Origin of the sequence: Pseudomonas orientalis (assembly GCF_001439815.1) — a bacterium.
Taxonomy (GTDB): Bacteria; Pseudomonadota; Gammaproteobacteria; order Pseudomonadales; family Pseudomonadaceae; genus Aquipseudomonas; species Aquipseudomonas orientalis.
Genome location: NZ_JYLM01000001.1, coordinates 934,290 through 956,850, shown reverse-complemented (window position 1 = coordinate 956,850; position 22,561 = coordinate 934,290). Strand labels below are relative to the sequence as shown.

The 22,561-nt window shown below is 60.0% G+C and carries 22 protein-coding genes and 1 tRNA gene; 5 read left to right on the top strand and 18 right to left on the bottom strand.

Annotation, left to right across the window (positions count from 1 at the left end; all coding sequences use genetic code 11):
* Positions 1-51 precede the first annotated feature (51 nt).
* Positions 52-483, top strand: coding sequence for a hypothetical protein (locus tag TU82_RS04270; protein ID WP_057721844.1), 432 nt, complete (start codon positions 52-54; stop codon positions 481-483).
* A 120-nt stretch (positions 484-603) separates the two neighbouring features.
* Here the strand turns inward: TU82_RS04270 and TU82_RS04265 are convergent, their stop codons facing one another.
* The 9 genes from TU82_RS04265 to TU82_RS04225 form a co-directional block, all read right to left on the bottom strand.
* On the bottom strand, positions 604-1,848 hold the full coding sequence (locus TU82_RS04265; RefSeq protein WP_057721843.1) for a zinc-dependent alcohol dehydrogenase: 1,245 nt from the start codon (positions 1,846-1,848) through the stop codon (positions 604-606).
* Between the two features lie 102 nt (positions 1,849-1,950).
* Positions 1,951-2,895 carry a methyltransferase gene (locus tag TU82_RS04260; RefSeq protein ID WP_057721842.1) on the bottom strand — a complete coding sequence of 315 codons (945 nt, stop codon included), beginning with the start codon at positions 2,893-2,895 and terminating at the stop codon, positions 1,951-1,953.
* A gap of 12 nt (positions 2,896-2,907) precedes the next feature.
* Positions 2,908-4,287, bottom strand: a complete 1,380-nt coding sequence (locus tag TU82_RS04255; RefSeq protein ID WP_057721841.1) for an iron-containing redox enzyme family protein — start codon at positions 4,285-4,287, stop codon at positions 2,908-2,910.
* A gap of 284 nt (positions 4,288-4,571) precedes the next feature.
* On the bottom strand, positions 4,572-6,314 hold the full coding sequence (locus tag TU82_RS04250) for an ABC transporter substrate-binding protein (protein WP_057721840.1): 1,743 nt from the start codon (positions 6,312-6,314) through the stop codon (positions 4,572-4,574).
* A 146-nt stretch (positions 6,315-6,460) separates the two neighbouring features.
* On the bottom strand, positions 6,461-6,733 hold the full coding sequence (locus TU82_RS04245; protein ID WP_057721839.1) for a DUF2160 domain-containing protein: 273 nt from the start codon (positions 6,731-6,733) through the stop codon (positions 6,461-6,463).
* 11 nt (positions 6,734-6,744) lie between these two features.
* Positions 6,745-7,545: a carbohydrate ABC transporter permease gene (locus TU82_RS04240; RefSeq protein WP_003232361.1), complete on the bottom strand. Its 801-nt coding sequence runs from the start codon at positions 7,543-7,545 to the stop codon at positions 6,745-6,747.
* A gap of 10 nt (positions 7,546-7,555) precedes the next feature.
* Positions 7,556-8,422, bottom strand: a complete 867-nt coding sequence (locus TU82_RS04235) for a carbohydrate ABC transporter permease (RefSeq protein ID WP_057721838.1) — start codon at positions 8,420-8,422, stop codon at positions 7,556-7,558.
* The gene (locus TU82_RS04230) at positions 8,419-9,516 is read right to left on the bottom strand and encodes an ABC transporter ATP-binding protein (protein ID WP_057721837.1); all 1,098 of its coding nucleotides are present in this window, start codon (positions 9,514-9,516) and stop codon (positions 8,419-8,421) included. The genes TU82_RS04235 and TU82_RS04230 overlap by 4 nt, the downstream gene beginning before the upstream one ends.
* Positions 9,516-10,610, bottom strand: coding sequence for an ABC transporter ATP-binding protein (locus TU82_RS04225; protein WP_057721836.1), 1,095 nt, complete (start codon positions 10,608-10,610; stop codon positions 9,516-9,518). The genes TU82_RS04230 and TU82_RS04225 overlap by 1 nt, the downstream gene beginning before the upstream one ends.
* A gap of 365 nt (positions 10,611-10,975) precedes the next feature.
* On the opposite strand from TU82_RS04225, the gene TU82_RS04220 reads away from it, so the two are divergent.
* Positions 10,976-12,793 carry a sigma-54-dependent Fis family transcriptional regulator gene (locus TU82_RS04220; protein ID WP_057721835.1) on the top strand — a complete coding sequence of 606 codons (1,818 nt, stop codon included), beginning with the start codon at positions 10,976-10,978 and terminating at the stop codon, positions 12,791-12,793.
* Between the two features lies 1 nt (position 12,794).
* Here TU82_RS04220 and TU82_RS04215 read toward each other — a convergent pair whose 3' ends face one another.
* From TU82_RS04215 to TU82_RS04205, 3 genes are all read right to left on the bottom strand, one after another.
* Positions 12,795-14,912: a TonB-dependent receptor family protein gene (locus TU82_RS04215; protein ID WP_057721834.1), complete on the bottom strand. Its 2,118-nt coding sequence runs from the start codon at positions 14,910-14,912 to the stop codon at positions 12,795-12,797.
* 156 nt (positions 14,913-15,068) lie between these two features.
* Positions 15,069-15,350, bottom strand: a complete 282-nt coding sequence (locus TU82_RS04210) for a hypothetical protein (protein ID WP_057721833.1) — start codon at positions 15,348-15,350, stop codon at positions 15,069-15,071.
* A 140-nt stretch (positions 15,351-15,490) separates the two neighbouring features.
* On the bottom strand, positions 15,491-16,231 hold the full coding sequence (locus TU82_RS04205; RefSeq protein ID WP_057721832.1) for a hypothetical protein: 741 nt from the start codon (positions 16,229-16,231) through the stop codon (positions 15,491-15,493).
* Between the two features lie 492 nt (positions 16,232-16,723).
* Here TU82_RS04205 and TU82_RS04200 point away from each other — a divergent pair, with 492 nt between their 5' ends.
* Together TU82_RS04200 and TU82_RS27555 are read left to right on the top strand one after the other, a co-directional pair.
* Positions 16,724-17,542: a DUF1206 domain-containing protein gene (locus tag TU82_RS04200; RefSeq protein ID WP_057721831.1), complete on the top strand. Its 819-nt coding sequence runs from the start codon at positions 16,724-16,726 to the stop codon at positions 17,540-17,542.
* A gap of 84 nt (positions 17,543-17,626) precedes the next feature.
* Positions 17,627-18,100 carry a thiol-disulfide oxidoreductase DCC family protein gene (locus TU82_RS27555; RefSeq protein ID WP_082631954.1) on the top strand — a complete coding sequence of 158 codons (474 nt, stop codon included), beginning with the start codon at positions 17,627-17,629 and terminating at the stop codon, positions 18,098-18,100.
* 251 nt (positions 18,101-18,351) lie between these two features.
* Here the strand turns inward: TU82_RS27555 and TU82_RS29080 are convergent, their stop codons facing one another.
* Together TU82_RS29080 and TU82_RS04190 are read right to left on the bottom strand one after the other, a co-directional pair.
* Entirely contained in the window at positions 18,352-18,927 is a 576-nt protein-coding gene (locus tag TU82_RS29080) for a hypothetical protein (RefSeq protein ID WP_231982758.1), read from the bottom strand.
* A gap of 224 nt (positions 18,928-19,151) precedes the next feature.
* Positions 19,152-19,242 (bottom strand) — tRNA-Ser (locus TU82_RS04190).
* Positions 19,243-19,394: 152 nt separating this feature from the next.
* Between TU82_RS04190 and TU82_RS04185 the strand changes: the two genes are divergently transcribed.
* Entirely contained in the window at positions 19,395-20,066 is a 672-nt protein-coding gene (locus TU82_RS04185) for a Bax inhibitor-1/YccA family protein (RefSeq protein WP_053256786.1), read from the top strand.
* A gap of 68 nt (positions 20,067-20,134) precedes the next feature.
* Here the strand turns inward: TU82_RS04185 and murB are convergent, their stop codons facing one another.
* Genes murB through TU82_RS04165 form a run of 4 tightly spaced genes read right to left on the bottom strand, consistent with a single transcriptional unit; the run spans position 20,135 to position 22,561 of the window.
* Positions 20,135-21,154, bottom strand: a complete 1,020-nt coding sequence (gene murB, locus TU82_RS04180; protein WP_057721830.1) for a UDP-N-acetylmuramate dehydrogenase — start codon at positions 21,152-21,154, stop codon at positions 20,135-20,137.
* Positions 21,151-21,615 (bottom strand): low molecular weight protein-tyrosine-phosphatase, encoded by a 465-nt coding sequence (locus tag TU82_RS04175; protein ID WP_057721829.1) that lies wholly within the window; start codon positions 21,613-21,615, stop codon positions 21,151-21,153. Before TU82_RS04175 ends, murB begins: the two co-directional genes overlap by 4 nt.
* Positions 21,615-22,379 (bottom strand): 3-deoxy-manno-octulosonate cytidylyltransferase, encoded by a 765-nt coding sequence (gene kdsB / locus TU82_RS04170; protein ID WP_057721828.1) that lies wholly within the window; start codon positions 22,377-22,379, stop codon positions 21,615-21,617. Before kdsB ends, TU82_RS04175 begins: the two co-directional genes overlap by 1 nt.
* Positions 22,376-22,561, bottom strand: a complete 186-nt coding sequence (locus TU82_RS04165; protein ID WP_003174668.1) for a Trm112 family protein — start codon at positions 22,559-22,561, stop codon at positions 22,376-22,378. The genes kdsB and TU82_RS04165 overlap by 4 nt, the downstream gene beginning before the upstream one ends.

The following is a 22,561-nucleotide window of genomic DNA, read 5'->3' as shown; positions in this document are numbered from 1 at the left end:
GGTATTGTGCCGCGCTTTGGAACACCGCTACCGACTTGCGAGGAATAGACGTTGGACACTGACGAAAAAATGACCGGAGACCTGTTCGAGGTCGATAAGCGCCTGTCACTCAAACCCGTGGTGGACTTCAACGCCTACCTGCGCAGCGCGTTTGGCGACGGCCCGTGCACCTGCATCCGTTGCAGCGCCAGCGGCGGCGATGAAACCGGGTACGGCTTCCAGCACACGTTCACTTTCGACGGCAAGCCCACCCACCGCCGCTTTGCCGCCACGGCCGGCAGTGATGTGCTGATGGCGTTGAAGAAGGCCTGGTTGTCGTACACCAAGGCCGAGTTGCCGCTCAGTGGCGTGCTGGTGCTGGAGACGGTGAAGGAATTCGTCGAGCCGCAGTTGCACAAGCGCGTGGCGCCGCTGTTGTTGGCCAGCGGGTTGGTGAAGGATGTCGATGGCCAATTGCACATACAGCCACAAGCCTTGAGTTGAACGCATTTCAAATGTGGGAGGGGGCTTGCCCCCGATAGCAGTGTGTCAGCCAACCAATGCTTAGCTGGCTCACCGCAATCGGGGGCAAGCCCCCTCCCACATTGGTTTTGTATTCGCAGACTAAAAACCGGGAGCGCCTTGCATGCGGATCTCGGGAGACAGTTCTTCCAGCGGCTCGGTCAACGGCCGATCACTGATCCCCGGCAGCAGAATCACCTTGCGGCACTCTTCCTCGGCTTTATCAAACAGTTCATAGCCCCGCGCGGCCTGCTCCAGAGACAGCCGATGGGTAACGATGGCCTCGGGATTCAAATGCCCGAGTTCAATGTGCTCAAGTAATTCCGGCAGGAAGCGCTGCACATGAGTCTGACCCATCTTGAAGGTCAGGCCCTTGTCGAACGCATCGCCAAACATGAAGCCATGGATAAAGCCGGCATACACCCCGGCCACGCTGACCACCCCGCCACGGCGCACGGCGGCGATGCACTGGCGCAGGGCCTTGCCGCTGCTGCCTTCGATCTTCAAGGTGGTAAGGATGGTTTCGGTGGTGCTGCCCTTGGCTTCAAAACCCACCGCATCCACCACACCATCGACGCCGCGCATGCCGGCGGTCTGGCGGATGATGGTGTCGGCCGGGTCATCGTCCTCTTCAAAGTTGATCGGGATCACGCCGTACATCTTTTGCGCGTAGGCCAGACGGTAGGGATGATCATCGACCATGAAAATCCGTTCGGCCCCGAGCATCTGCGCACACGCGGCGCTGAGCAAACCCACGGGGCCGGCGCCATAGATCGCCACGCTGGAGCCTCTGCCGATACCGGCATTGGTCACCGCCTGCCAGGCCGTGGGCAGGATGTCGGAAAGGAACAACACCTTTTCGTCCGCCAGCACCCCGGGCACCTTGAACGGTCCGGCATTGGCCTTGGGCACCCGCACCAGTTCGGCCTGGCCGCCGGGAATGCCACCGTACAGGCGGCTGTAGCCGAACAACGCGGCACCCGGCGGAATCGCCTTTTTATTCAGGATCGCACCGCGCCCGTCGTTGGTGGTTTCGCAGGCGGCGTACTGCTGCAACTGGCAGAAAAAACAATCGCCGCAGGCGATCACGAACGGGATCACTACGCGGTCACCGCGCTGTACCGCTGTGACTGCCGGGCCGGTTTCCTCGACGATGCCCATGAACTCATGCCCGAAGATATCACCGTGCTCCACCGTCGGAATCTTGCCCCGGTACAGGTGCAGGTCCGAGCCGCAGATCGCGGTAGCAGTGACGCGCAGGATGATGTCGTCGGGTTGCTCGATAATCGGGTCAGGTACCGTATCGACCTGCACTTTATGGGCGCCTTGGTAGGTCATCGCGCGCATGCGCTGCACTCCTGTAGTTGGGTCTCACTACTTAAGGGCACGCAGCGTGCGCAGGTGTTCCCTCAACCTGCGGCGGCAACCGATAAATGGTCGCCCCAGCCGTCAGCGCAGGCGAGTGACGGTGAGCGCGACCACGGCAATTCGCTCGACGCGCTCGTACCCTGGCTTATCGAGTTCTTCACCGAACACATCCGGGTCCAGCTCACGGTAGGTCCAGCCATAGGCATCGCTGGCCAGCAATGGCTTGACCGCCTCCAGAAACGGATCGCCCCCCGCCACCATCGCCACGCCGGTATACAACACCAGGCTACCGTTCACGGCCAGGCGTGCGAGGGATTCGCCGACGATGCGCACCGACAGCTGTTCGCCCAACGCACCACCGCCATGACGATAGGCGCGCTGGCGGTCGTCATTCATGTACGGCGGGTTGGCGACGATCAGGTCGAATTCGCCCTCGACGCTGGTCAGTACGTCACTCTGGTAGACACTCACATTCGTCAGGCCCGCCAGCTCGGCATTCACCGCAGTCAGGCGCAGCGCGCGAGGGTTGATATCCACCGCCAGCACCTCGGCGTCGTGGCGTGCCTGGGCGACGACCAGCGCACCGACACCCGCCCCGCAGCCGATGTCCACCGCACGTTTGAGCGGCTCGAAGCGCTGCTGCAAATGGGCCTCGATCACCTGGGCGAATCGATAGCTGTCGGGACCGAAAAACACCGCGTCCGCCTCGACGGTGGGATAAGGCGAATGGGCAAACAACAGGCCCTCCAGGCTCGACCAGCGCACGGTACTGCGCCACAGCGCATCGTGTTTTTCGATCACTTCGGCCTGCTGCAACTCCTCCCTGAAGGCCTCAGGCAGCAGGTCGTTATCGAACGGCATGGACCAGCCAAATACATCGCGCAGGTTCATCGCCAGGGGTGTCCCCAGGCGCCGATATACGCGCTCGTGGGTCAACGGCGTCGGGGTGATAAAACGGTAGCCGCTCTCCTTCAAGCCTCGACCAAGATTCAGCAGGGCGCGATCGGCCAGTTGTTGTGCAGACATGGACAAACTTCCTTAGCGCAGACGCGCGCGCAGTTGGATAAAGCGGCGGGTGGCGTACAACCCGGCGGGGCTGCAGTGGCGCCGCGCCGACATCCACGGGATCAGCGCGCCCGGTTGCTGTTCATCAGGCAGGCTCCACAGTGATTCGACGAGGGCCTGGGTATCCGGATCAGCCGGACGGTGCTGCTCGCGGCTGAAACGGCTGCCGCGCCCCGGCCGTACCGGCGCCACACGCTGGGTGCCCATCCAGTCACCGGCGATCCAGTCATGCAGCACCTGTTTTTCATAACCGCTGAACACACCGAACATCGCGGCGCCCGCCCCCTCGATCAACTGCCAGAAACGGCTCTCGGCGGGGTCCTGGTTGCGTTTGATCCAGCCCTTTTCTTCCATGGCCCTGAGGAAATCACCGATCTGCCCCGGCTTGGCCAGCCATTGGTTGACGGTCTTGCCTTCGAAGCGGCAATAGTCCGAATGCATATGCTGGCCGAAAGTGCGCTTGCGTTCGAGCATGGCCACCACCTCCTCCTGCAGATCAAAACTCTGGATGACCGCCGTAGTGCCTGGGCCGAGGTCGTTGAGGCGATAGCCGGCGGCGACGCGACGGTAGAAGTCTTCCCTGCCCTCACCCAGCGGCAGCAGGTTCAACACAGACTGCGCGGCTTTGCTGGCATGGCCGCTGCTGGCATTGTCGATGGTCACGTGAAGGGTGAAATAATAGGGGTCGATGCCCAGCTCGCTCAGTTCGTAGGACGTGATCAGCAGGTGCAGCGGCAACTGCTCGTAACCCAGGTTGTAGCCGATGATTTCCGGCAGAAACTCTTCGGCGCACAGGCCCAGGGCCAGTTGCAGGGCGCCTTGCAGATAGTGGCCGTCCTCAAGCCCCGCTTCGCTGTCGGCATCGTGCTCGCTGAGCAGCTTGCGATAGATCACCACATGGTTCTGGGCGGCTTCGCCGTCGCCCAACTCTTCGAGGTAGGTGGTCAGCAGGCCGTCGAAGCGCTGATCCTGCCAATAGCGCAGCAGGCCGTAGAGCCAGGCGCCGTCTACCTGTTTGGTCGGGGCCACGCGTTGCAGCACATACAACGCGTGCGCCTTGTTCTGGAAGTAGCGGCGTGGCCGACCTTGCTGGCGTTGCTCCAGGTACTCGGCGTAGGCCGCGGCCACGGCAGCGCAGCGCTGTTCGACCCAGGCCAGCAGCTGTTCGGGCACTTCGGGCAGGTCGCTGACGGTGCTTTCTACCTGCGCCAATTGATCCTGCAGGTAATCACGTGCCACTTGCGTGGCATCCGCAGATTCAGCGTACAGCTGTTGGTAGACTCGTTGATGGCGACCCTGGGCCGAGTCTGTGACAGAGGCCGGTTGGCCCGACAGCGCTGTGAGGAGTGTCATGGTGGCAGTTTCCGCAAAGTCCGTTACAACGGGCCAGCCTGCAAGGCGACCCCGCAAAAGCGCTTGAACCACGCGCCTATAGAATGCAGAGCCTCGGAGCGTGCGAAAAATTCAAATCAGGTTGTTAAAGGGGGGATAAGCGGTAGGTGTGCAGAATGCAAATGTGGGAGGGGGCTTGCCCCCGATAGCAGTGGATCAGTCAATGAATTCGTCACTGACACACCGCTATCGGGGGCAAGCCCCCTCCCACATTTTTTATTTTTACATCCTGGGTTGCTGCGTTGTTATTTACGCGCCGCCTCCCACTGTTTGAGCAGGTCGTTGTAGTTCACGGTCTCGCCTTTGGGCTTCTCGTTGGCCAGTTTCGGTTTCGGCGCGCCCGGCTGGTCGAACCAGTATTGCGCGTCACGCTCGGGGTTCATTTTCGGGCCGCACACCGGTTGCACCTTGGAGCGTTCCAGGCGCGTCATGATCGCGTCCTGTTCCTTGGCCAGGTTGTCCAGCGCCTGTTGCGGGGTTTTCTCGCCGCTGGCGGCGGCGGCGATGTTGCTCCACCACAGCTGTGCCAGGCGCGGGTAGTCCGGCACGTTGGTGCCGGTCGGCGACCACTCGGTGCGGGCCGGGCTGCGGTAGAACTCCACCAGACCACCGAGTTTGGGGGCCATGTCGGTCATGGCCTGGGAGTTGATGTCAGACTCCCGAATCGGCGTCAGGCCGACGATGGTTTTCTTCAAGGATACGGTTTTGGAGGTGACGAACTGCGCGTAGAGCCAGGCCGCGAGTTTCTGTTTCTCCGGCGTCGACTTGAGGAAGGTCCAGGAACCCACGTCCTGGTAACCCTTCTTCATGCCCTTCTCCCAGTACGGCCCGACCGGCGACGGCGCCATGCGCCATTTCGGCGTACCGTCGGCGTTCACCACCGGCAGGCCCGGCTTGACCATGTCGGCGGTAAACGCGGTGTACCAGAAGATTTGCTGCGCAATGTTGCCCTGGGACGGCACCGGACCGGATTCGGAGAAGGTCATGCCCGCCGCTTCCGGGGGCGCATAGGCCTTCATCCAGTCCACGTATTTCTGCGTGGCGAACACCGCCGCCGGGCCGTTGGTGTCGCCGCCGCGCGTCACGCTGGAGCCCACCGGGTGACAGTCCTCCACGCGAATGCCCCACTCGTCCACCGGCAAGCCGTTGGGCAGGCCCTTGTCGCCGCCGCCGGCCATGGAGAACCAGGCATCGGTGAAGCGCCAGCCCAGGGACGGGTCTTTCTTGCCGTAGTCCATGTGCCCATAGACGCGCTTGCCGTCGATTTCCTTGACGTCTTCGCTGAAGAACTTGGCGATGTCTTCATAGGCCGACCAGTTCACCGGTACGCCGAGGTCGAAACCGTATTTTTCCTTGAACTTGGCTTTCAGCTCCGGGCGCTCGAACCAGTCGGCGCGGAACCAGTAGAGGTTGGCGAACTGCTGGTCGGGCAACTGATAGATCTTGCCGTCCGGCGCGGTGGTGAAGGACAGGCCGATAAAGTCCTTGAGGTCCAGGGTCGGCGAGGTGAAATCCTTGCCTTCGTTGGCCATCAGGTCGGTGATGGATTCGGTCTTGCCGTAGCGAAAGTGCGTACCGATCAGGTCCGAGTCATTGACCCAGCCGTCATAGATATTCTTGTCCGATTGCATCTGGGTTTGCAGCTTCTCCACCACGTCGCCTTCCTGCAGCAGGTCGTGGGTCAGCTTGATGCCGGTGATTTCGCTGAAGGCCTTGGCCAGCACCTTGGATTCATACTCGTGGGTGGTGAGGGTTTCCGACACCACGTTGATCTTCATCCCACGGAAGGGTTCGGCGGCCTTGATAAACCACTTCAACTCCTCAAGCTGTTGGGCTTCGGTGAGCGTGGACGGTTTGAACTCGCTGCCGATCCATTTTTTCGCCGCATCTTCATACGCATCGGCCCAGGCCGAAGCGCTCAAACCACTGAGGGCCAGTACGGCAGCCAATGAAATGCTATGTCGCAGCTTATTGTTTTTATTCAACATAGAGACCTCCAGGTTAATTTCAAACGGGGCTTGCAGACACCCCTCTCTTGCTCGCGAAAAACTCACAAACACCGCGGGCTACCAGGAGCACTGCGTTATCGTTGACGATTTTCGCGAGCAAGCTCGCTCCTACAGGGTGTGCACACCTAGCCCCAACGCATCACACTCAACAGCCATACCAGGGAGAACGCGGACGCCACCCAGATGCTCCAGTCGGTAACGCCGATGACCAGCAAATGCAGGTAGGCGCTGCCGAGAAGACCGATAAACAAGCGATCACCACGGGTGGTGCTGATCGGCAGAAAACCGCGCCGAGGGATACTCGGCGAGCGCAACTCCCAGGTGGTCATGCCCGCCAGAATCAGCGCGATGCCGCCAAAGAACAGGGCTGTGGGGGTGGTCCAGGCCATCCATTCCATCATCGATTCCTCTAGACCCGGCCCAGGGCAAAGCCCTTGGCCACGTGGTTGCGAACAAACCAGATCACCAGCATGCCCGGCAGGATGGTCAATACCCCCGCCGCCGCCAGCACGCCCCAATCGATACCCGAGGCCGACACCGTGCGCGTCATCACCGCCGCGATGGGCTTGGCATTGACCGAGGTCAGCGTGCGCGCCAGCAGCAGTTCGACCCAGGAAAACATGAAGCAGAAAAACGCCGTCACCCCGATGCCGGAGCCGATCAGCGGGATGAAAATCTTCACGAAGAACTTGGGAAACGAGTAGCCGTCGATGTAGGCGGTTTCGTCGATTTCCTTGGGCACACCGGACATGAAGCCTTCCAGGATCCACACCGCCAGCGGCACGTTGAACAGGCAGTGCGCCAGGGCCACCGCGATGTGCGTATCGAACAGGCCGATGGACGAATACAGTTGGAAAAACGGCAGCAGAAACACCGCCGGCGGCGCCATGCGGTTGGTCAGCAGCCAGAAGAACAGGTGCTTGTCGCCGAGGAAACGGTAGCGCGAAAAGGCGTAGGCCGCCGGCAAGGCCACGCTCAGGGAAATCACCGTGTTCAGGCTCACGTAGTACAACGAGTTGAGGTAGCCGGTGTACCAGCTGGGGTCGGTGAAGATCACCTTGTAGTTGGCCAGGGTGAAATCCTGCGGAAACAGGGTCAGCCCGCCGAGGATTTCGGTGTTGCTCTTGAAGGACATGTTCAGCAGCCAGTAGATCGGCACCAGCAGGAACAGGATGTAGATCAGCAGCGGAATAAGCTTGCGTTTGCTCATGTCGGCGGCCTCAGCGGTTGGCGTCGGAATGGGTCATGGCGGTGTAGAACAGCCAGGACACCAACAGAATGATCAGGAAATACACCAGGGAAAACGCCGCCGCCGGGCCCAGGTCGAATTGACCTATGGCCATCTGGGTCAAGGTCTGACTCAGGAACGTGGTGGCATTGCCCGGCCCGCCACCGGTGAGTACGAACGGCTCGGTGTAGATCATGAAGCTGTCCATGAAACGCAGCATCACCGCGATCAGCAGCACGCTTTTCATCTTCGGCAACTGGATATGTCGGAACACCGCCCAGGCCGAGGCGCGATCGATCCGCGCCGCCTGGTAGTACACATCCGGAATCGCGCGCAGCCCCGAGTAGCAGAGCAGTGCCACCAGGGAGGTCCAGTGCCACACATCCATCACCAGCACGGTGACCCAGGCATCCGCCGTGTTCGCCGCGTAGTTGTAGCTGATGCCCAGGGCGTTGAGGCTGTAACCAAGCAGGCCGATATCGGCGCGCCCGAAGATCTGCCAGATGGTGCCGACCACGTTCCATGGAATCAGCAGAGGAATGGCGAGGATGATCAACACCAGTGACGACCAGCGCCCCTTGGTGGGCATGGTCAGGGCGATGGCGATGCCCAGGGGGATTTCAATCAGCAGCACACAGGCCGAGTAGATGAACTGGCGCAGCAGCGAGTCGTGCAGGCGCGGGTCGAGCAGCACCTGTTTGTACCAGTCGGCGCCGACGAAGTAGCGGCTGGACTGGTCAAAAATATCCTGCACCGAGTAATTGACCACGGTCATCATCGGGATCACCGCACTGAACGCCACCAGCAGGAACACCGGCAGCACCAGCCACCAGGCCTTGTTGTTCTGCACCTTGTTCATGGCAGCACCTCCAGCAGGTAATCATCGGCGTAGAGCATCAGCCATTGCGCGGGGAAGCTGATGCAGGCGCGGCCTTCGGGCACTGGTTTGTCTTCGGCCAGGCGCACTTTGAGCGTGGCGCCGTCGAGGTTGAGGGTCATGATCTTGTAGGTGCCCAAGTCTTCCACGTGGATGACGTCGGCTTGCAGGGCGTCAGGGTTGGGCTCGTCCCACACGTGGATGAACTCCGGACGAATACCCACCTGAAGCTTTTTGTAATCGGTGGCATCAAGGCGTCGCTGCAATGCCTCGGACAATGGCAACGACGTGTTGGCAAACCGCACCCCGCCGGCCTCGGCCTGCACCTCGATCAGATTCATCCCGGGGCTGCCGATGAAATAACCGACAAAGGTGTGGCTCGGGCGCTCGAACAACTCGCGCGGCGTGCCGAACTGCACGATCTGCCCGCCGTACATCACCGCGATCTTGTCGGCGAAGGTGGAGGCTTCCAACTGGTCGTGGGTGACGTAGACCATGGTGATATTGAACTGCTCGTGGATCTGCTTGAGCTTGCGCCGCAGTTTCCATTTCAGGTGCGGGTCGATCACCGTCAGCGGTTCATCGAACAGGATCGCCGACACGTCATCGCGCACCAGGCCACGGCCCATGGAGACTTTCTGTTTTTCGTCAGCCGTCAGGTTGCGGGCTTTTTTGCTCAGCAGGTTCTGCAAGTCGAGGACTTCAGCGATTTCCTGCACCTTGCTGTGAATTTTCGCCTCGGCCATGCCCTGGTTGCGCAGGGGAAACGCCAGGTTGTCGAACACCGTCATGGTGTCGTACACCACCGGGAACTGGAACACCTGGGCGATGTTGCGTTTTTCCGGGGTGAGGTCGTTGACCACCTGGGTGTCGAACAACACCTGGCCCTCGGACGGGCTGAGCAGGCCGGAGATGATGTTAAGCAAGGTCGACTTGCCGCAGCCCGACGGCCCGAGCAAGGCGTAGGCCCCGCCCTGCTCCCACACGTGGTTCATTTCCCGGATGGCGTAGTCCTCAGGACCACTTGGCGCAGAACTGTAGCTATGCGCCAGGTTGCGCAAATGGATCTCGGCCATCAGGCAACCCTCGCGACACGGCGTCCGGGGGCCTGGACCAAACGGCCCTGGCCATCGAACACAAACAGTTTATGGGTAGGGATATACACGCGAATCGGCGCGTCGACGTCGTACTCATGCACCCCCGGCAGGTGCAGCACCAGCAGGAAATGTTCGCTGCGCACATGCAGGAAGGTTTCCGAACCGCTGATTTCGGCCACCTCCACGGTCACCGCCAATTCCAGGTCATCGTCGTTGCTCGGCACCAGGCTGATATGACTGGGGCGTACGCCAAAGCGGAATTCGCCTTCGCCGATGGAGCGCAGGTCGACATTGAGCGGAAAGTGCACAAAATTGGCGAAGCTCACTTCATTGCCACTGATGCGCCCCGGCATCAGGTTGATCGGCGGCTCGGAGAACAGCTCGGCCGCCAATACGCTTTGCGGCTGGTGATAGACCTCGGCGGCCTTGCCGCTCTGGATCACCCGGCCTTCGTGAAGGATGGTGGTGGTGCCGCCCAGCGCGAGGGCTTCGTTCGGTTCGGTGGTGGCGTAAATCGCGATGGTGTGGCGCGCCTTGAACAGTTCGCGCATTTCCTGGCGCAGTTCTTCGCGCAACTTGTAGTCCAGGTTGACCAAGGGCTCATCGAACAGAATCAGCTCGGCGTCCTTGACCAAGGCCCGGGCCATGGCCGTACGCTGCTGCTGACCACCGGACAGTTCCAGCGGATGGCGTTGCAGGAATTTGTCGATACGCAGCATCCGCGCCGTTTCCAGCACCTTGCTCTGGATCAGCTCATTGGACACCCCGGCCTGGCGCAACGGCGAGGCGATGTTCTCGAACACGGTCATGGTCGGGTAGTTGATGAACTGTTGATACACCATCGACACGTTGCGCAGGCGTACCGGTTTGTTGGTGACGTCCACCCCGTTCATCAGGATGCGACCGCTGTCGGGCTTGTCCAGCCCGGCCATCAGGCGCATCAGGCTGGTCTTGCCGGACAGGGTACGGCCGAGCAATACGTTGAAGGAGCCGGGCTCGAAACGCAGGGTGGCGTCGTCGATCCAGGTTTGACCTTCGACGACGCGGGAGACATGTTCCAGGGTCAATGACATGACACGACCTTTTTATTATTGGAATGAATCTGGCCGTTTGTCAGAGCGAGTTTCGTGCCAAAACTGCAAGCGTTTGATGCATAAGGAAATGGGTGAGTGGCGATGTTCAGGAGTGAACAATCTTGCTGAACAACTGAACACCGCCGGGGTTGACAATGAACAGTTCTGAACAACACTCTCTGGACTCGATTCAATGTTCAACACAGATCCAATGTGGGAGGGGGCTTGCCCCCGATGGCGGTCCATCAGTAACAGCAATGCTGACCGACCCACCGCTATCGGGGGCAAGCCCCCTCCCACACTTGAACCCATTCCAATAGTTTGAATTGTGTAAGCCCAATAACAATAAAAATGAAGGTCACCCCATGGCCGAACCACTGGCTCACGACACCATCATCCAGGACTCCTGGCGCCGTTGCCGCGCGTTCGGGCTGGATCACCAAAGCGTTCCCAGCTTTGATCAATTGCCCGCAGAGGGCATTCGGCAGTTGCTGGAGAGCCAGCATTCACTGGTGCAGACCACCCATCAGGAAGTACTGCCCTACTACGAAAACATCCTGAGCAATTCCAACTGCCTGATCATGCTGGCCGACAACCAGGGCCAGGTCCTGACCTCGTGGGGCACCCAGCGGTTTATCGAGCCCGGGCTGGCCCGTGGTTTCAGCGCGGGCGCCAGCTGGCTGGAAAGCGCCAGCGGCACCAACGCCATCGGCACCGCACTGGCCTGCGCCCAGGCGGTGCATATCGAGCACGACGAACACTTCCTCAAGGCCAACCGCTTCATGACCGGTTCGGCGGCGCCGATTTTCGACGCCCAACGCGAAATCATTGCGGTGCTGGATGTGTCCAGCGACAGCTACCTGCCGCCCTCCCACACCCTGGGCATGGTCAAGATGATGAGCCAGACCGTGGAAAACCGGCTGATCCTCAACCTGTTTCGCGGCGAGCATTTCCAGCTGACCTTCAACACCGGTCTGAGCAATCTGGACAGCCAATGGGCGGGCCTGTTGATCTTTGATGAAAGCGGCCAGGTGCTGTCGGCCAACCGCCGGGCGGACAACCTGCTGGGTATCAGTTTGTCGCGGGTGATGATCGACAGCCTGTTCAAGGTGTCGCTGCTGGAGTTGTTGAACCAGCCGGAGGGGCTGCCGTTCTCCCTGCAAGCGGCGGGACGCAATCGCTTCCAGTGCCTGCTCAAGCGGCCCAGGCAGATGCCGGTACAGGCACGGGTGTTCAATCAGCCTGCGCCGTCGAAGCCGACCGCGGTCAACCTCACCACCCTGCATTTTGGCGACGCGCGTGTGGAAAAAGCCGTGCGCCAGGCCGAGCGCCTGCTGGAGAAGGACATTCCGTTGTTGATCCACGGCGAAACCGGCGTGGGCAAGGAGGTGTTCGTCAAAGCCCTGCACCAGGCCAGCTCCCGCAGCCGGCAGGCGTTGATCGCGGTGAACTGTGCGGCCATTCCGGCCGAGCTGGTGGAATCGGAACTGTTTGGCTATGAAAAAGGCGCGTTCACCGGCGCCAATCAAAAAGGCAGCATCGGCCTGATCCGCAAGGCCGACAAGGGCACCCTGTTTCTCGATGAAATCGGCGATATGCCGTTACCCACCCAGGCCCGCCTGCTGCGGGTGCTGCAGGAGCGGTGCGTGCAACCGGTGGGCAGCAGCGAGGTGTTCCCGGTGGACCTGCGCATCATCTCGGCGACCAACCGAGCGCTACGGGAGTTGGTACAGGCCGGGCGCTTTCGTGAGGATTTGTATTACCGCATCGGCGGCCTGACCCTCGAGCTGCCGCCGTTGCGCGAGCGCAGCGACAAGCAGGCGCTGTTCCTGCAACTGTGGCAGCAACACCGCGAGCCCACCCAGTGGGCCGGGCTGAGTGCCGAGGTGCTCAAGCTGTTCGAACAGCACCCGTGGCCGGGCAATTTGCGTCAGGTGAGCAGTGTGTTGCAGGTGGCGTTGGCGATGGCCGAAGAACAGCCGATCCGCCCGGAGCACCTGCCCGATGATTTTTTTACCGACTTGAAGCAGACAGCGCCGCTGCCCCGCCACGAACGTCTGGATCACGACCTTGACCTCAACCGACGCCTTGAAGCCGTGGGCGGGAACATTTCGCACCTGGCGCGGGAGCTCGGGGTGAGCCGAAACACCCTGTACAAGCGCCTGCGCCAGCACGAAGGTTGATTTAACGCCAGCTCCACGACACGCCGGTGTAGACACCACGCCCGTCGGCGGGTGTGGAACGGGCTAAGTCCATGCCTTTGTCGTCGTAACCCGGCGTAACGGTGTTGGCATAACGGCGGTTGGTGAGGTTGCGCAGGTCGACCCAGGCTTGCCAGTCCTGCCTGGGCGCGTCATAGCCGAACGTGGCGCCAAGGGTGCTGTAGGCCGGGGCGTAGTAGGAGTTGGCGTAGTCCACCGCCACCCGCGAGGCGTGCTCGGTGTTGAGGCTGGTGTAGAAACCGCTCGGGTGGCTGTAGCGCAGTTGCGCCTGGTAATAGTGCTTGGGGATGCGGGGCAAGGTGTTGTCGCCGAAACGGTCATCGTCGCGGTAGTGGAAGTCGCTGAACGTATAGGCCTGGCGCAGCGCAAGCAGGCCGTTGCGACCGCCGTCCCACAGCGGGCTGAGCAGGCTCAGTTCCACGCCTTGATGCACGGTGGGGCTGGCATTGGCTTCGGCGACGATGGCACTGGCGGTCGCGGTCTGGGCCTGGGTTTCCACGGTCAACAGTTCGTGGCGCACTTCGGAGCGGTAGAGCGCCAGGTCCCATTGGCCGAGCCAGGCCTCGCCGCGCCCGCCGATCTCCAGGGTGGTGGCGGTTTGATTGCGCAACTTCACGCCTTCGCGCTGCAGGCCGGTGGCCGCACCGCTGCCGGCAGCGAAATATTTATTGGAACCCCAGATCATCGACCAGGCGTGCGGCGGCTCGACCGAACGGCTCAGGTTGCCGTAGACCTGCAATTGCGGGGTGAAGTCATAGCGCAGGCCGACACGTGGCGCGTAGTCCCAATCGTGCTGACTAGTCGGTGCCTGGCCGTCCGGATAGGTGACCTGGGTTTCACGGCGGGTATGGATTGCGGCCAGGCCGGTGGTGAGCCACAGGTCGGGGACCAGCTCCAGCTCGTTGCCGATATGCAGCACGGTGTCGGAGCCCAGATAGGTGTAGTCACGGGTCTTGGTGCCCGGGGCATAGCCCGCCGTGTTGCCGGCCGGGACGCGCACGTACTCCGAGGCGCCATTGTTCGGCATCGCCTGGGTGGTGCGCAGGCCGAGCGTGGTGCTGCTGGCGTGGCCGAACAGGCTGTCCTGGCGAATGTAATTGAGCGTGCCACTGATGTCGGTGTAGGCAACTTTCAGGCGGTTGGTGCCTTCGCGCAGGTCCATCGGGTAATCGTGATAGGCCAGCCCGACCTCGATGCGCGAAGCGTCATCCAACTGCAAGGTGGTCTTGTTGGCAAGCCAGGTGGAACCCGGTTGCAAGCGTTTGGAATCGCGGGCGGCGTTGAGACTGTTGGCCGCACGCGGGTCATGGCTGACCTGCTCGCGCGTGAGCTTGCCCGGGGTGTCATTGGTGGTTTCGCGATAGCGCAGGTAGAAGCGCGTCTCCAGGTTCGGGTTGAAGCGATAGCCGACGTTGGCCGCGATGCCCTTGCCCGTCCCGGCACTCTGGTGCTGGTAACCGTCGGATTGCGAATCGGTGAGGCTGATGTAGTAATCGGCATCTCCCAGCACCTGGCCGGAACTGATTTCACGCTGGGCGTAACCGCGGCTGCCCGCCTCATAGCGCACTTGCAGTTTGGGCACGTCATAACCGGTGCGGGTGACGTAGTTGACGGCGCCGCCCAGGGCCAGCGCGCCCTGATCGAAACCGTTGGCGCCGCGCAGCACCTCCACCCGGCTCTGCCATAACGGGTCCTTGAGTTCATAGGGCGTGCCGCCGGGACCGGTCAGCGGCAGGCCATCGAACATTTCGTACAGGCCGGAGGCATGGGAACCGGGGCTGCGGTTCAAGCCCGAACCGCGAATGGACAATTTGACCCCTTCATTATTGGCCGCCTTGGCGTACACCCCGGCCTGGTACTTGAAGACATCCTCGTTGGTGCTTATCCGCCCCTGCTGCACGCTGTCCATGTCGATGAAGTTGGTGCCGCCGGGCACGCTGTTGAGCTGTGCCTGGGCGATCTCGCCGGCACTGGCTTCGGACGTGGTGACTTCGACCGGCGCCAACTGCAGGTCTTCGGCCTGTACCAGCGAACTGAGGGTCAGGGCAGCGAACAGCAGCGGTGGTTGTCGCAACAGCATGGGCAGGTCCTTGAAATACGAAGGGCATGCACGGCAATGCCGGCACGCGAGCAGTCATGGGAAGATTCCCACACCCGCCAAGTCACGCGCGATTCAAGTCACGGACCCTTCCCACAGCCGTATCGGACCAGGATTATTTAAAAGAAAACTCAATGATCAATCGCTGCCCTGCATGCCCGGCCACTCCAGTGTCTGCATCAGATCGTCAGCGTCGGAACCGATGGGGAATCTGAAACCATACATCTCATCGGTGGCCAGGATGTCGGCCAGGGTGTCGCGTAGCTGCGCCTCCGTCGGCGAGTCGCGCAGCAGTTTGTGCGCGGGTAACAACAGTTCCGAAGCGACCCCTTGGGCACTCGCGGCGTCGATGACGGCAAACAGGATAAATCGCAGGCGGATCTCGCGATCAGTAGGCCAAACCGTTTTTCGCTTACCCAAGGTAGGCACTCATGTTTAAGAAAAGTCCGAGGCTAGGGCTGACCGGGGGCGTGTTTCAAGCGGTCAAGGGCATGAAAGGCAAGTTCCTACAGAGGAAAGGGAAACACCGCACTGATTAGCCATTTTATAGGGCCGGTGTGTCACTGCACGGGCAAGAAATTCATCAGCAACAGACTCTGCGCATAGTTGAGACCAATGCGTCGGTAGCGCTCATCGAGTATCTGGGTCAGCAGGTCCAGGCGCGCGACAATCTTGCCGAACTCGACGGCGAAACTGAGGTTACTGCCCTCCTCCGAAATCTCGTTGGAAAACAGCAGCAACACCCCGTTGGCGTCCTGGCGCTGGCCGAGCAGCCAGGTGGCTTTCTCGATATTACGCGCGGCATTGCTGACAAACTGCGGGTTGATCGAGTCGGTCACATAAAATTGCGTGCGCCCACCGTGTGCCGTCACGAGCATGCTGCCAATCGCGTAGATGAACGCCCCCACCCGATCACCACGAAACTCCGGGCTCAAGGAATAGCTCAAGGCCGCCAGGTCACGACGCTCCCCCAGCGCAGGCAATGGCTGACGGTTTTCGATCGCCTGACGAATGGTGCGCGCAGCGGTCACCGCGTCCGGGTAACCGGACTGGCGCCACTGGCTGGGGTTGCGCAGGTAAAGCTTGCTCATCAGCAGATAGAGGCTTTGCAGGTTGTCGCGCATGCCCAGGGTGGCCATGCGATCAACGCTGGTTTGAAAAAACTCATCAGGCTTGCCTTCGCTGAACTGCCTGGCGACGTCACGCCCCTGTTGCTGGCTGCAGCCATTGGTAGATAACGCGAACAGCGCAGCCAGCAACAGCGGCCATCGGGAGATAAAAGCAATTGACGTTCGAACCATCGGCACCGGGTCTGTGGCTGTTGGCCATCCGCAGGATTCAGATGGCTGGGACAGAGGTAGATCAGGAGAATGCAAAAAAGTGCAGCGGCGCGGGTTCGGATAAGCACTGGACTACAGGGAACTGAGATTAATCGCTTTCAGCAGGCATCAATCAGTGCTGTAGAAAATTTGAATTAGCGAGCTGCCCCCTCGGTCAAGAATTATGAACGCAGGAAATCTGACGAGGTAACAGCAATGACTATCCAGGCAGAGACACTCGTACAACTGACCGAAGCATTGAAAAAGCGCGGCCTGAATCTGGTTTCAGATGTGCACTTCACCCGCGCGCCCTATCGGCATAATCACCGCTGGATTTGCACTGTTGAGTGATGATCCATTCTGCTCACGGCCTGGCGCGGCAGCCGGCCGTTGGCATCTGCACAGGACTCGGCCGCAGAACCCCACCCTGCAACAGGTGTCTGCTCTTGTATCAAAATCTCTGGAATACATCGAATGTCCGCGCAACATAACCTGGTCATACTCGCTCGGGGAGGCTACGCCGCCCGGGGTATGCTCTATTTCATCATCGGCCTCTTCGCGCTGCTCGCAGCACAAGATTCAACCAAACCGAAAGACAGCCACAAAAGCTTGGAAGCATTGCTAAGCCAACCCTTTGGCTATTTTTTAGTTGGGCTTGTGGTCGCGGGACTGTTTGCATTCGCGGCCTGGCGTGTCCTGCAAGCTACGCGTGATGTCGATCATCACGGCAACACATTCAAAGGGTTGGTCATTCGCGGTGGTCTGTTGGCGGGCGGGTTAGTCAACGGCGCCCTGGCGTTTTTTGCGTCAGGTCTACTCATCAGCGGCGTTAGAAGCCCGGGCAACTCCTCAGGTCAGACCAAAGACTGGCTTGCGCAGTTGTTATCCTGGGATCACTCGAACCTGTTGGTGTACTTGATCGCTCTCGTGCCGCTTGGTGTAGGTATTGCGCACCTCATCAAGGGATGGAAAGCGTCATTCGAGAAATATTTCGAGGCCGATGAAGACATCATGCGCTATGTCCGACCGGTATCTCGATTCGGTCTGGTAGCCCGTGGAGTCGTCTTTATAGAGATTGCGTTGCTACTGGCAATCAGCGGTTCCAATTATCAAGCCATGGATCCACCTGGTATGAAGGAAGCCCTGGACGCGCTTCAGAGCCTGACAGGCGGATGGTTGATTTTGCTGGTTATGGCATTAGGGCTGATCGCTTTCTCGGCTTACAGTTTCTCTGAAGCCTTCTGGCGCAAGATCAATATGGATGTGCCGGGAGTACCGAGACCACAGGGTTGAGCAAGCAGTGGCTCTTTTATTCAAGAATAAGTTCAGCGAACCAGCTGAGCGTACTTTTCCAAACCGGTACAGGACACATCTGTAATGTATGAGCGAATGAAATGGCCACTGACGCTTTATTTTGACGGTGAATGCCCACTCTGCGCTCGAGAGATTAAAATCCTGCGTGCGCGTGCATCACCAGATCGCCTCCATTTTGTTGACATCAGTCATCCAGCCTTTGATGCCCAATCTGTCGATTTCACCATTGCTCAAATGGAGTCATCGCTACACGCCAGGTTCGACGATGGAACGTGGGTCACGGGGTTGGACGCGACCCTCTGGAGCTGGCGAGCAGCGGGACTCGGCATCTGGGCTGCTCCTTTGTCATGGCGGCTGACCAGGCCGCTGTTTAACCTTGGCTACCGCCTTTTTTGCCGCTGGCGTCCGCACTTGGCATGGTTACCGCACCCTGATGGCAGCTCTCGCTGTCGGACCGGAGATTGTAAAATTCCAGAGGTCGACCTGCCTGCGCGCGACCGGCCATTACCTGAAAAAGAGTTAACCATCCGCAAGTAAATATTCAAAAAATTGGCGTCGTGCATCGTATTAATCTCGACGACCAAAGTAGCATTGAACTGCCGCTGGCGGTGCAGGCCATCGCGCATTCATAGCCGGGGAAGGATGCCTCACGCCTTCGGCAGCGCCGAAGGCAATTGGCTTTACGGATACTTAACCGCTCGATTCGAGCGAGGCGAGTATTTCACCCGATATGGAAGTCTTTTCAAAACTTCCTCACCTGGCGAAAAACGCACCCTGAAGTGGAGTTATTATTTCGCTTGGCGAAGCACAAGCTCCGACAGACGGGTCTTCACTCGGAAGCAGAACTCACGAATTTGAAATTGATAGGCAGGCATAACCATATAGTTCAAATCGGCACCCAGTGAGTCTTTAACTTCCATGTATTTGGCGGTCTTGCTGGCAATGGCCTGGTATTCGACTTCGTATTTTTCGTAAGACGCTTTGTTGTAAACCTTTAGAACGTCCAGCTCTTTACGGCACTGCTCAGCGCGATTCTGGTTGAGTTTTGTCTCTGATTCCGGCTCTTGCTCTGGCTCTGCCGCCTGCGGTGAGTAAGGCACTGCGGCGTAAGCACTGGCGTTCGCAGGTGCAGCCTCATATCGCGCAGGCGATTGTGCGGGTGCCGGAGTTGCGGCTTCAGGCGCTTCTTGCTGGACGACGGCAGGAGGTGGTGTCACTTCAGGTTTTTCTGGAGTTTTAATAGCGCATCCCGAGAGGGCAATCCCTAGCACTGCAACGATGCCACACATTTTATTCATCGGTTCCACCAACAGGTCATTTCGGTTAGCTGAGTCGTTAGGTTCTGGGTAAAAGTCATGACTCATTCAAGATCGAGTATGAATTTCTACCAGCCTCAAGGCGCTCGGCCGCTCTTCCTTGAGTACGCAGATTAACGATGGTAGTAAAAAAACAGCGAGGTGACGAGTAAAAGCTCGTCAGGAAGACCACGGATTTAATGGGGCAATTGCGCGGACAGTCCTGACACGGCGGAATCGCGGGCAAAAAAAATCCCGCTGAGCGTTTGCTCGCGGGATTTCTCTTTGATGTTTGGCGGGAAACCAGGGATTCGAACCCTGGGAACGCTATTAACGTTCGCCGGTTTTCAAGACCGGTGCATTCAACCACTCTGCCAATTTCCCTTGCGCATCACAGGATTATAGTCGCTCATCCCGTCTCAGCGGGCGCCATAATACCCGAATGAAACACACTGTCAAACTCTCTGCATAGCTTGTTACAGAGCGTCTGTTATGATCTTTGCGACTGAACGTTTCAAAACTGAAGGAGTGTCGCCATGCGCGAACAGAATTACGCAGTGAATGGCAACGCGCAGGCTGAGCAGCTTGAAGTCAGCCGCGTGTTGCGCAATACGTACGGCCTGCTCGCCCTTACCCTCGCATTCAGCGGCGTGATGGCTTACGTGGCCCAGCAGATGCGCGTCGGTTACCCGAATATCTTTGTCGTGCTGATCGGCTTCTATGGTCTGTTCTTCCTGACCAACAAGCTGCGCGACTCGGCCTGGGGCCTGGTGTCGGCCTTTGCCTTGACCGGTTTCATGGGTTTTATCCTCGGCCCGATCCTTAACCGTTACCTCGGCATGGCCGGCGGTGCGGAAGTGGTGAGTTCGGCATTTGCCATGACCGCCCTGGTGTTTGGTGGCCTGTCGGCGTACGTGCTGATCAGCCGCAAGGACATGAGCTTCCTGGGTGGCTTCATCACCGCCGGTTTCTTCGTGTTGCTGGCGGCGGTGGTAGCGGGCATGTTCTTCCAGATCAGCGGGCTGCAACTGGCGATCAGCGCAGGTTTCGTGCTGTTCTCCTCGGTGTGCATCCTGTTCCAGACCAGCGCCATCATCCACGGTGGTGAGCGTAACTACATCATGGCGACCATCAGCCTGTATGTGTCGATCTACAACCTGTTTATCAGCCTGTTGCAGATCTTCGGCATCATGAGCCGTGACGACTGATTGTCAGCGCTATAAAAAAGCCCCGTATCGCGAGATACGGGGCTTTTTCATTTCTGGGGAAACACCAGTCAGTACTGGTTAGGTTCCATCTCAAGCTCGACCCCGAAACGCTCGGCAATGTCCTGCTGGATACGCAGCGCCAGGTTGGCAATATCCCGTCCGGTGGCTGAGCCGTAGTTCACCAGCACCAGCGCTTGCATCTTATGCACGCCGGCATCGCCCTCACGAAAGCCCTTCCAACCCGCCTTGTCGATCAGCCAGCCGGCAGCGAGCTTCGCTTGCCCGTCTGCCTGAGGGTAGGCCACAAGGTCCGGATACCGGCTTTTCAGCTCGGCAGCCAAAGCCTGGGGCACCAGCGGGTTTTTGAAAAAGCTGCCGGCATTGCCCAGCTCTGCCGGGTCCGGCAATTTTTCGCGGCGAATACTGCAGATCGCCTGGCTCACATCCTTCGGCGTGGCCTCGGTGATGCCCTGCGCGGCCAGGCGCTGTTGCACCGGGCCGTAGTCGAGTTTCAGGTGACTGGCGCGACTCAGGGCGAAGCGTACCCGCAGGATCAACCAACGCCCGACTTCATGCTTGAACAGACTGTCGCGGTAGGCAAACTTGCATTCGTCCAGGCTGAAATCCCGCAGTTCGCCCGTCTGGCGATCCAGCGCTGTGAGGCCGGCAAACACATCCTTGATCTCGACACCGTAGGCGCCGATGTTTTGCATCGGCGCGGCGCCGACCGTGCCGGGGATCAAGCTGAGGTTTTCCAGGCCGCAAAAGCCCTGTTCAAGGGTCCACGACACAAAGGGGTGCCAGGCTTCGCCCGCCTCGGCTTCGACCACCACGTGCATGCCATCATCGTGCAGCACGCGAATGCCTTGGGTCGCCATGCGCAACACCAGCGCAGGTACGTCCCGAGTCAGCAGCAGGTTGCTGCCGCCACCGATCACCAGCAGCGGCACACTGTGCGCCTCGGCGTAGGCCAGGGCTTGATGCACATCTGCATCGCTGCGGGCCTCGGCAAATAACTGTGCGCGTACGTCGATGCCGAAACTGTTGAATGGCTTGAGCGATACCTGCGCAAGGACTTGCAAGGTCATAACCGCCCCTTCAATTCGATCACCAATGCATCACAGGCGCGCTCGATCAGGTCCAGCACCCGGTCAAAGCCTTGTTCGCCTTCGTAGTACGGGTCTGGCACTTCGTCCACTTCACCGTCGAAGCGGCGCAGGAACAAATCCAGCTGCGCCTTACCCTGCGCGGGCTGCATGCTTTTGAGGTTGAGCAGGTTGCTGTGGTCCATGGCCAGGATCAGGTCGTAGCGCGCAAAGTCAGCGCGGCAGACCTGTTGGGCACGCTGGGCTGACAAGTCATAGCCCCGCGCCAGCGCCGCACGTTGGCTGCGCAGGTCCGGTGGGTTGCCGATATGCCACTCCCCCGTCCCCGCCGACGCCACTTCAACCTGGCCGGCCAAGCCTGCTTCGCGCAACTTATGGCGCAAGACGCCTTCTGCGGTGGGCGAACGGCAGATATTGCCCAGGCAGACAAACAGGACTTCCATCAAGCCCCCAGCAGGCGACGGACGCGCTCAAGGTCTTCCTGGGTATCGACGCCTGCAGGAGGGGCTTCCAGCGCATCGCCCACGTGGATACGCACGCCGTGCCACAACGCCCGCAGTTGCTCCAGGGATTCGGTGTTTTCCAACCAGCATGGGCCCCAGCTGACGAAGTCATGCAGGAAGCCGGCGCGATAGGCGTAGATGCCGATATGGCGACGGTACGGCACGCCTGGCGGCAATACGCCGGGGTTGCTGGCGAAGGCATCGCGCGCCCAGGGCAGGGTCGAACGGCTGAACGTCAGCGCCAGGCCGTTGATATCGCTGACCACCTTCACCACGTTCGGGTTGAACAAGGTTTCACTGTCTTCGATCGGTTCGGCCAGGGTCGCCATGCGCGCTTCGCCATGGGCCGCCAGATTGGCGGCGACCTGGTCGATGACGCTGGGCGGGATCAACGGCTCGTCCCCTTGCACGTTCACCACGATGGCGTCGGGCGCCAGGCCCAGTTGCGTCGCCACTTCGGCCAGGCGATCGGTACCGGAATTATGGTCTTCGCGAGTCAGCACCGCCTCGGCGCCGAAACCTTTGCAGGCGTCGATGATGCGCGGATCATCGGTCGCCACCACTACACGTTCGGCGCTGCTTTTGCAGGCCTGTTCCCATACCAGCTGGATCATCGGCTTGGCGCCGATCATTTGCAGCGGCTTGCCCGGCAGGCGTGTCGACGCATAGCGCGAGGGAATCACCACGGTGAAGGCGGTAGTCATTTATCCAGGCGCTCATCGGTCGTCAGGGTGCGGGCTTCGCTTTCGAGCATCACCGGAATGCCGTCACGGATCGGGTAAGCCAGGCCGGCGCCTTTGCTGATCAGCTCGGTTTTGTCGGCGCTGAGCTTGAGCGGGCCTTTGCAGATCGGGCAAGCAAGGATGTCGAGCAGTTTGGTGTCCAT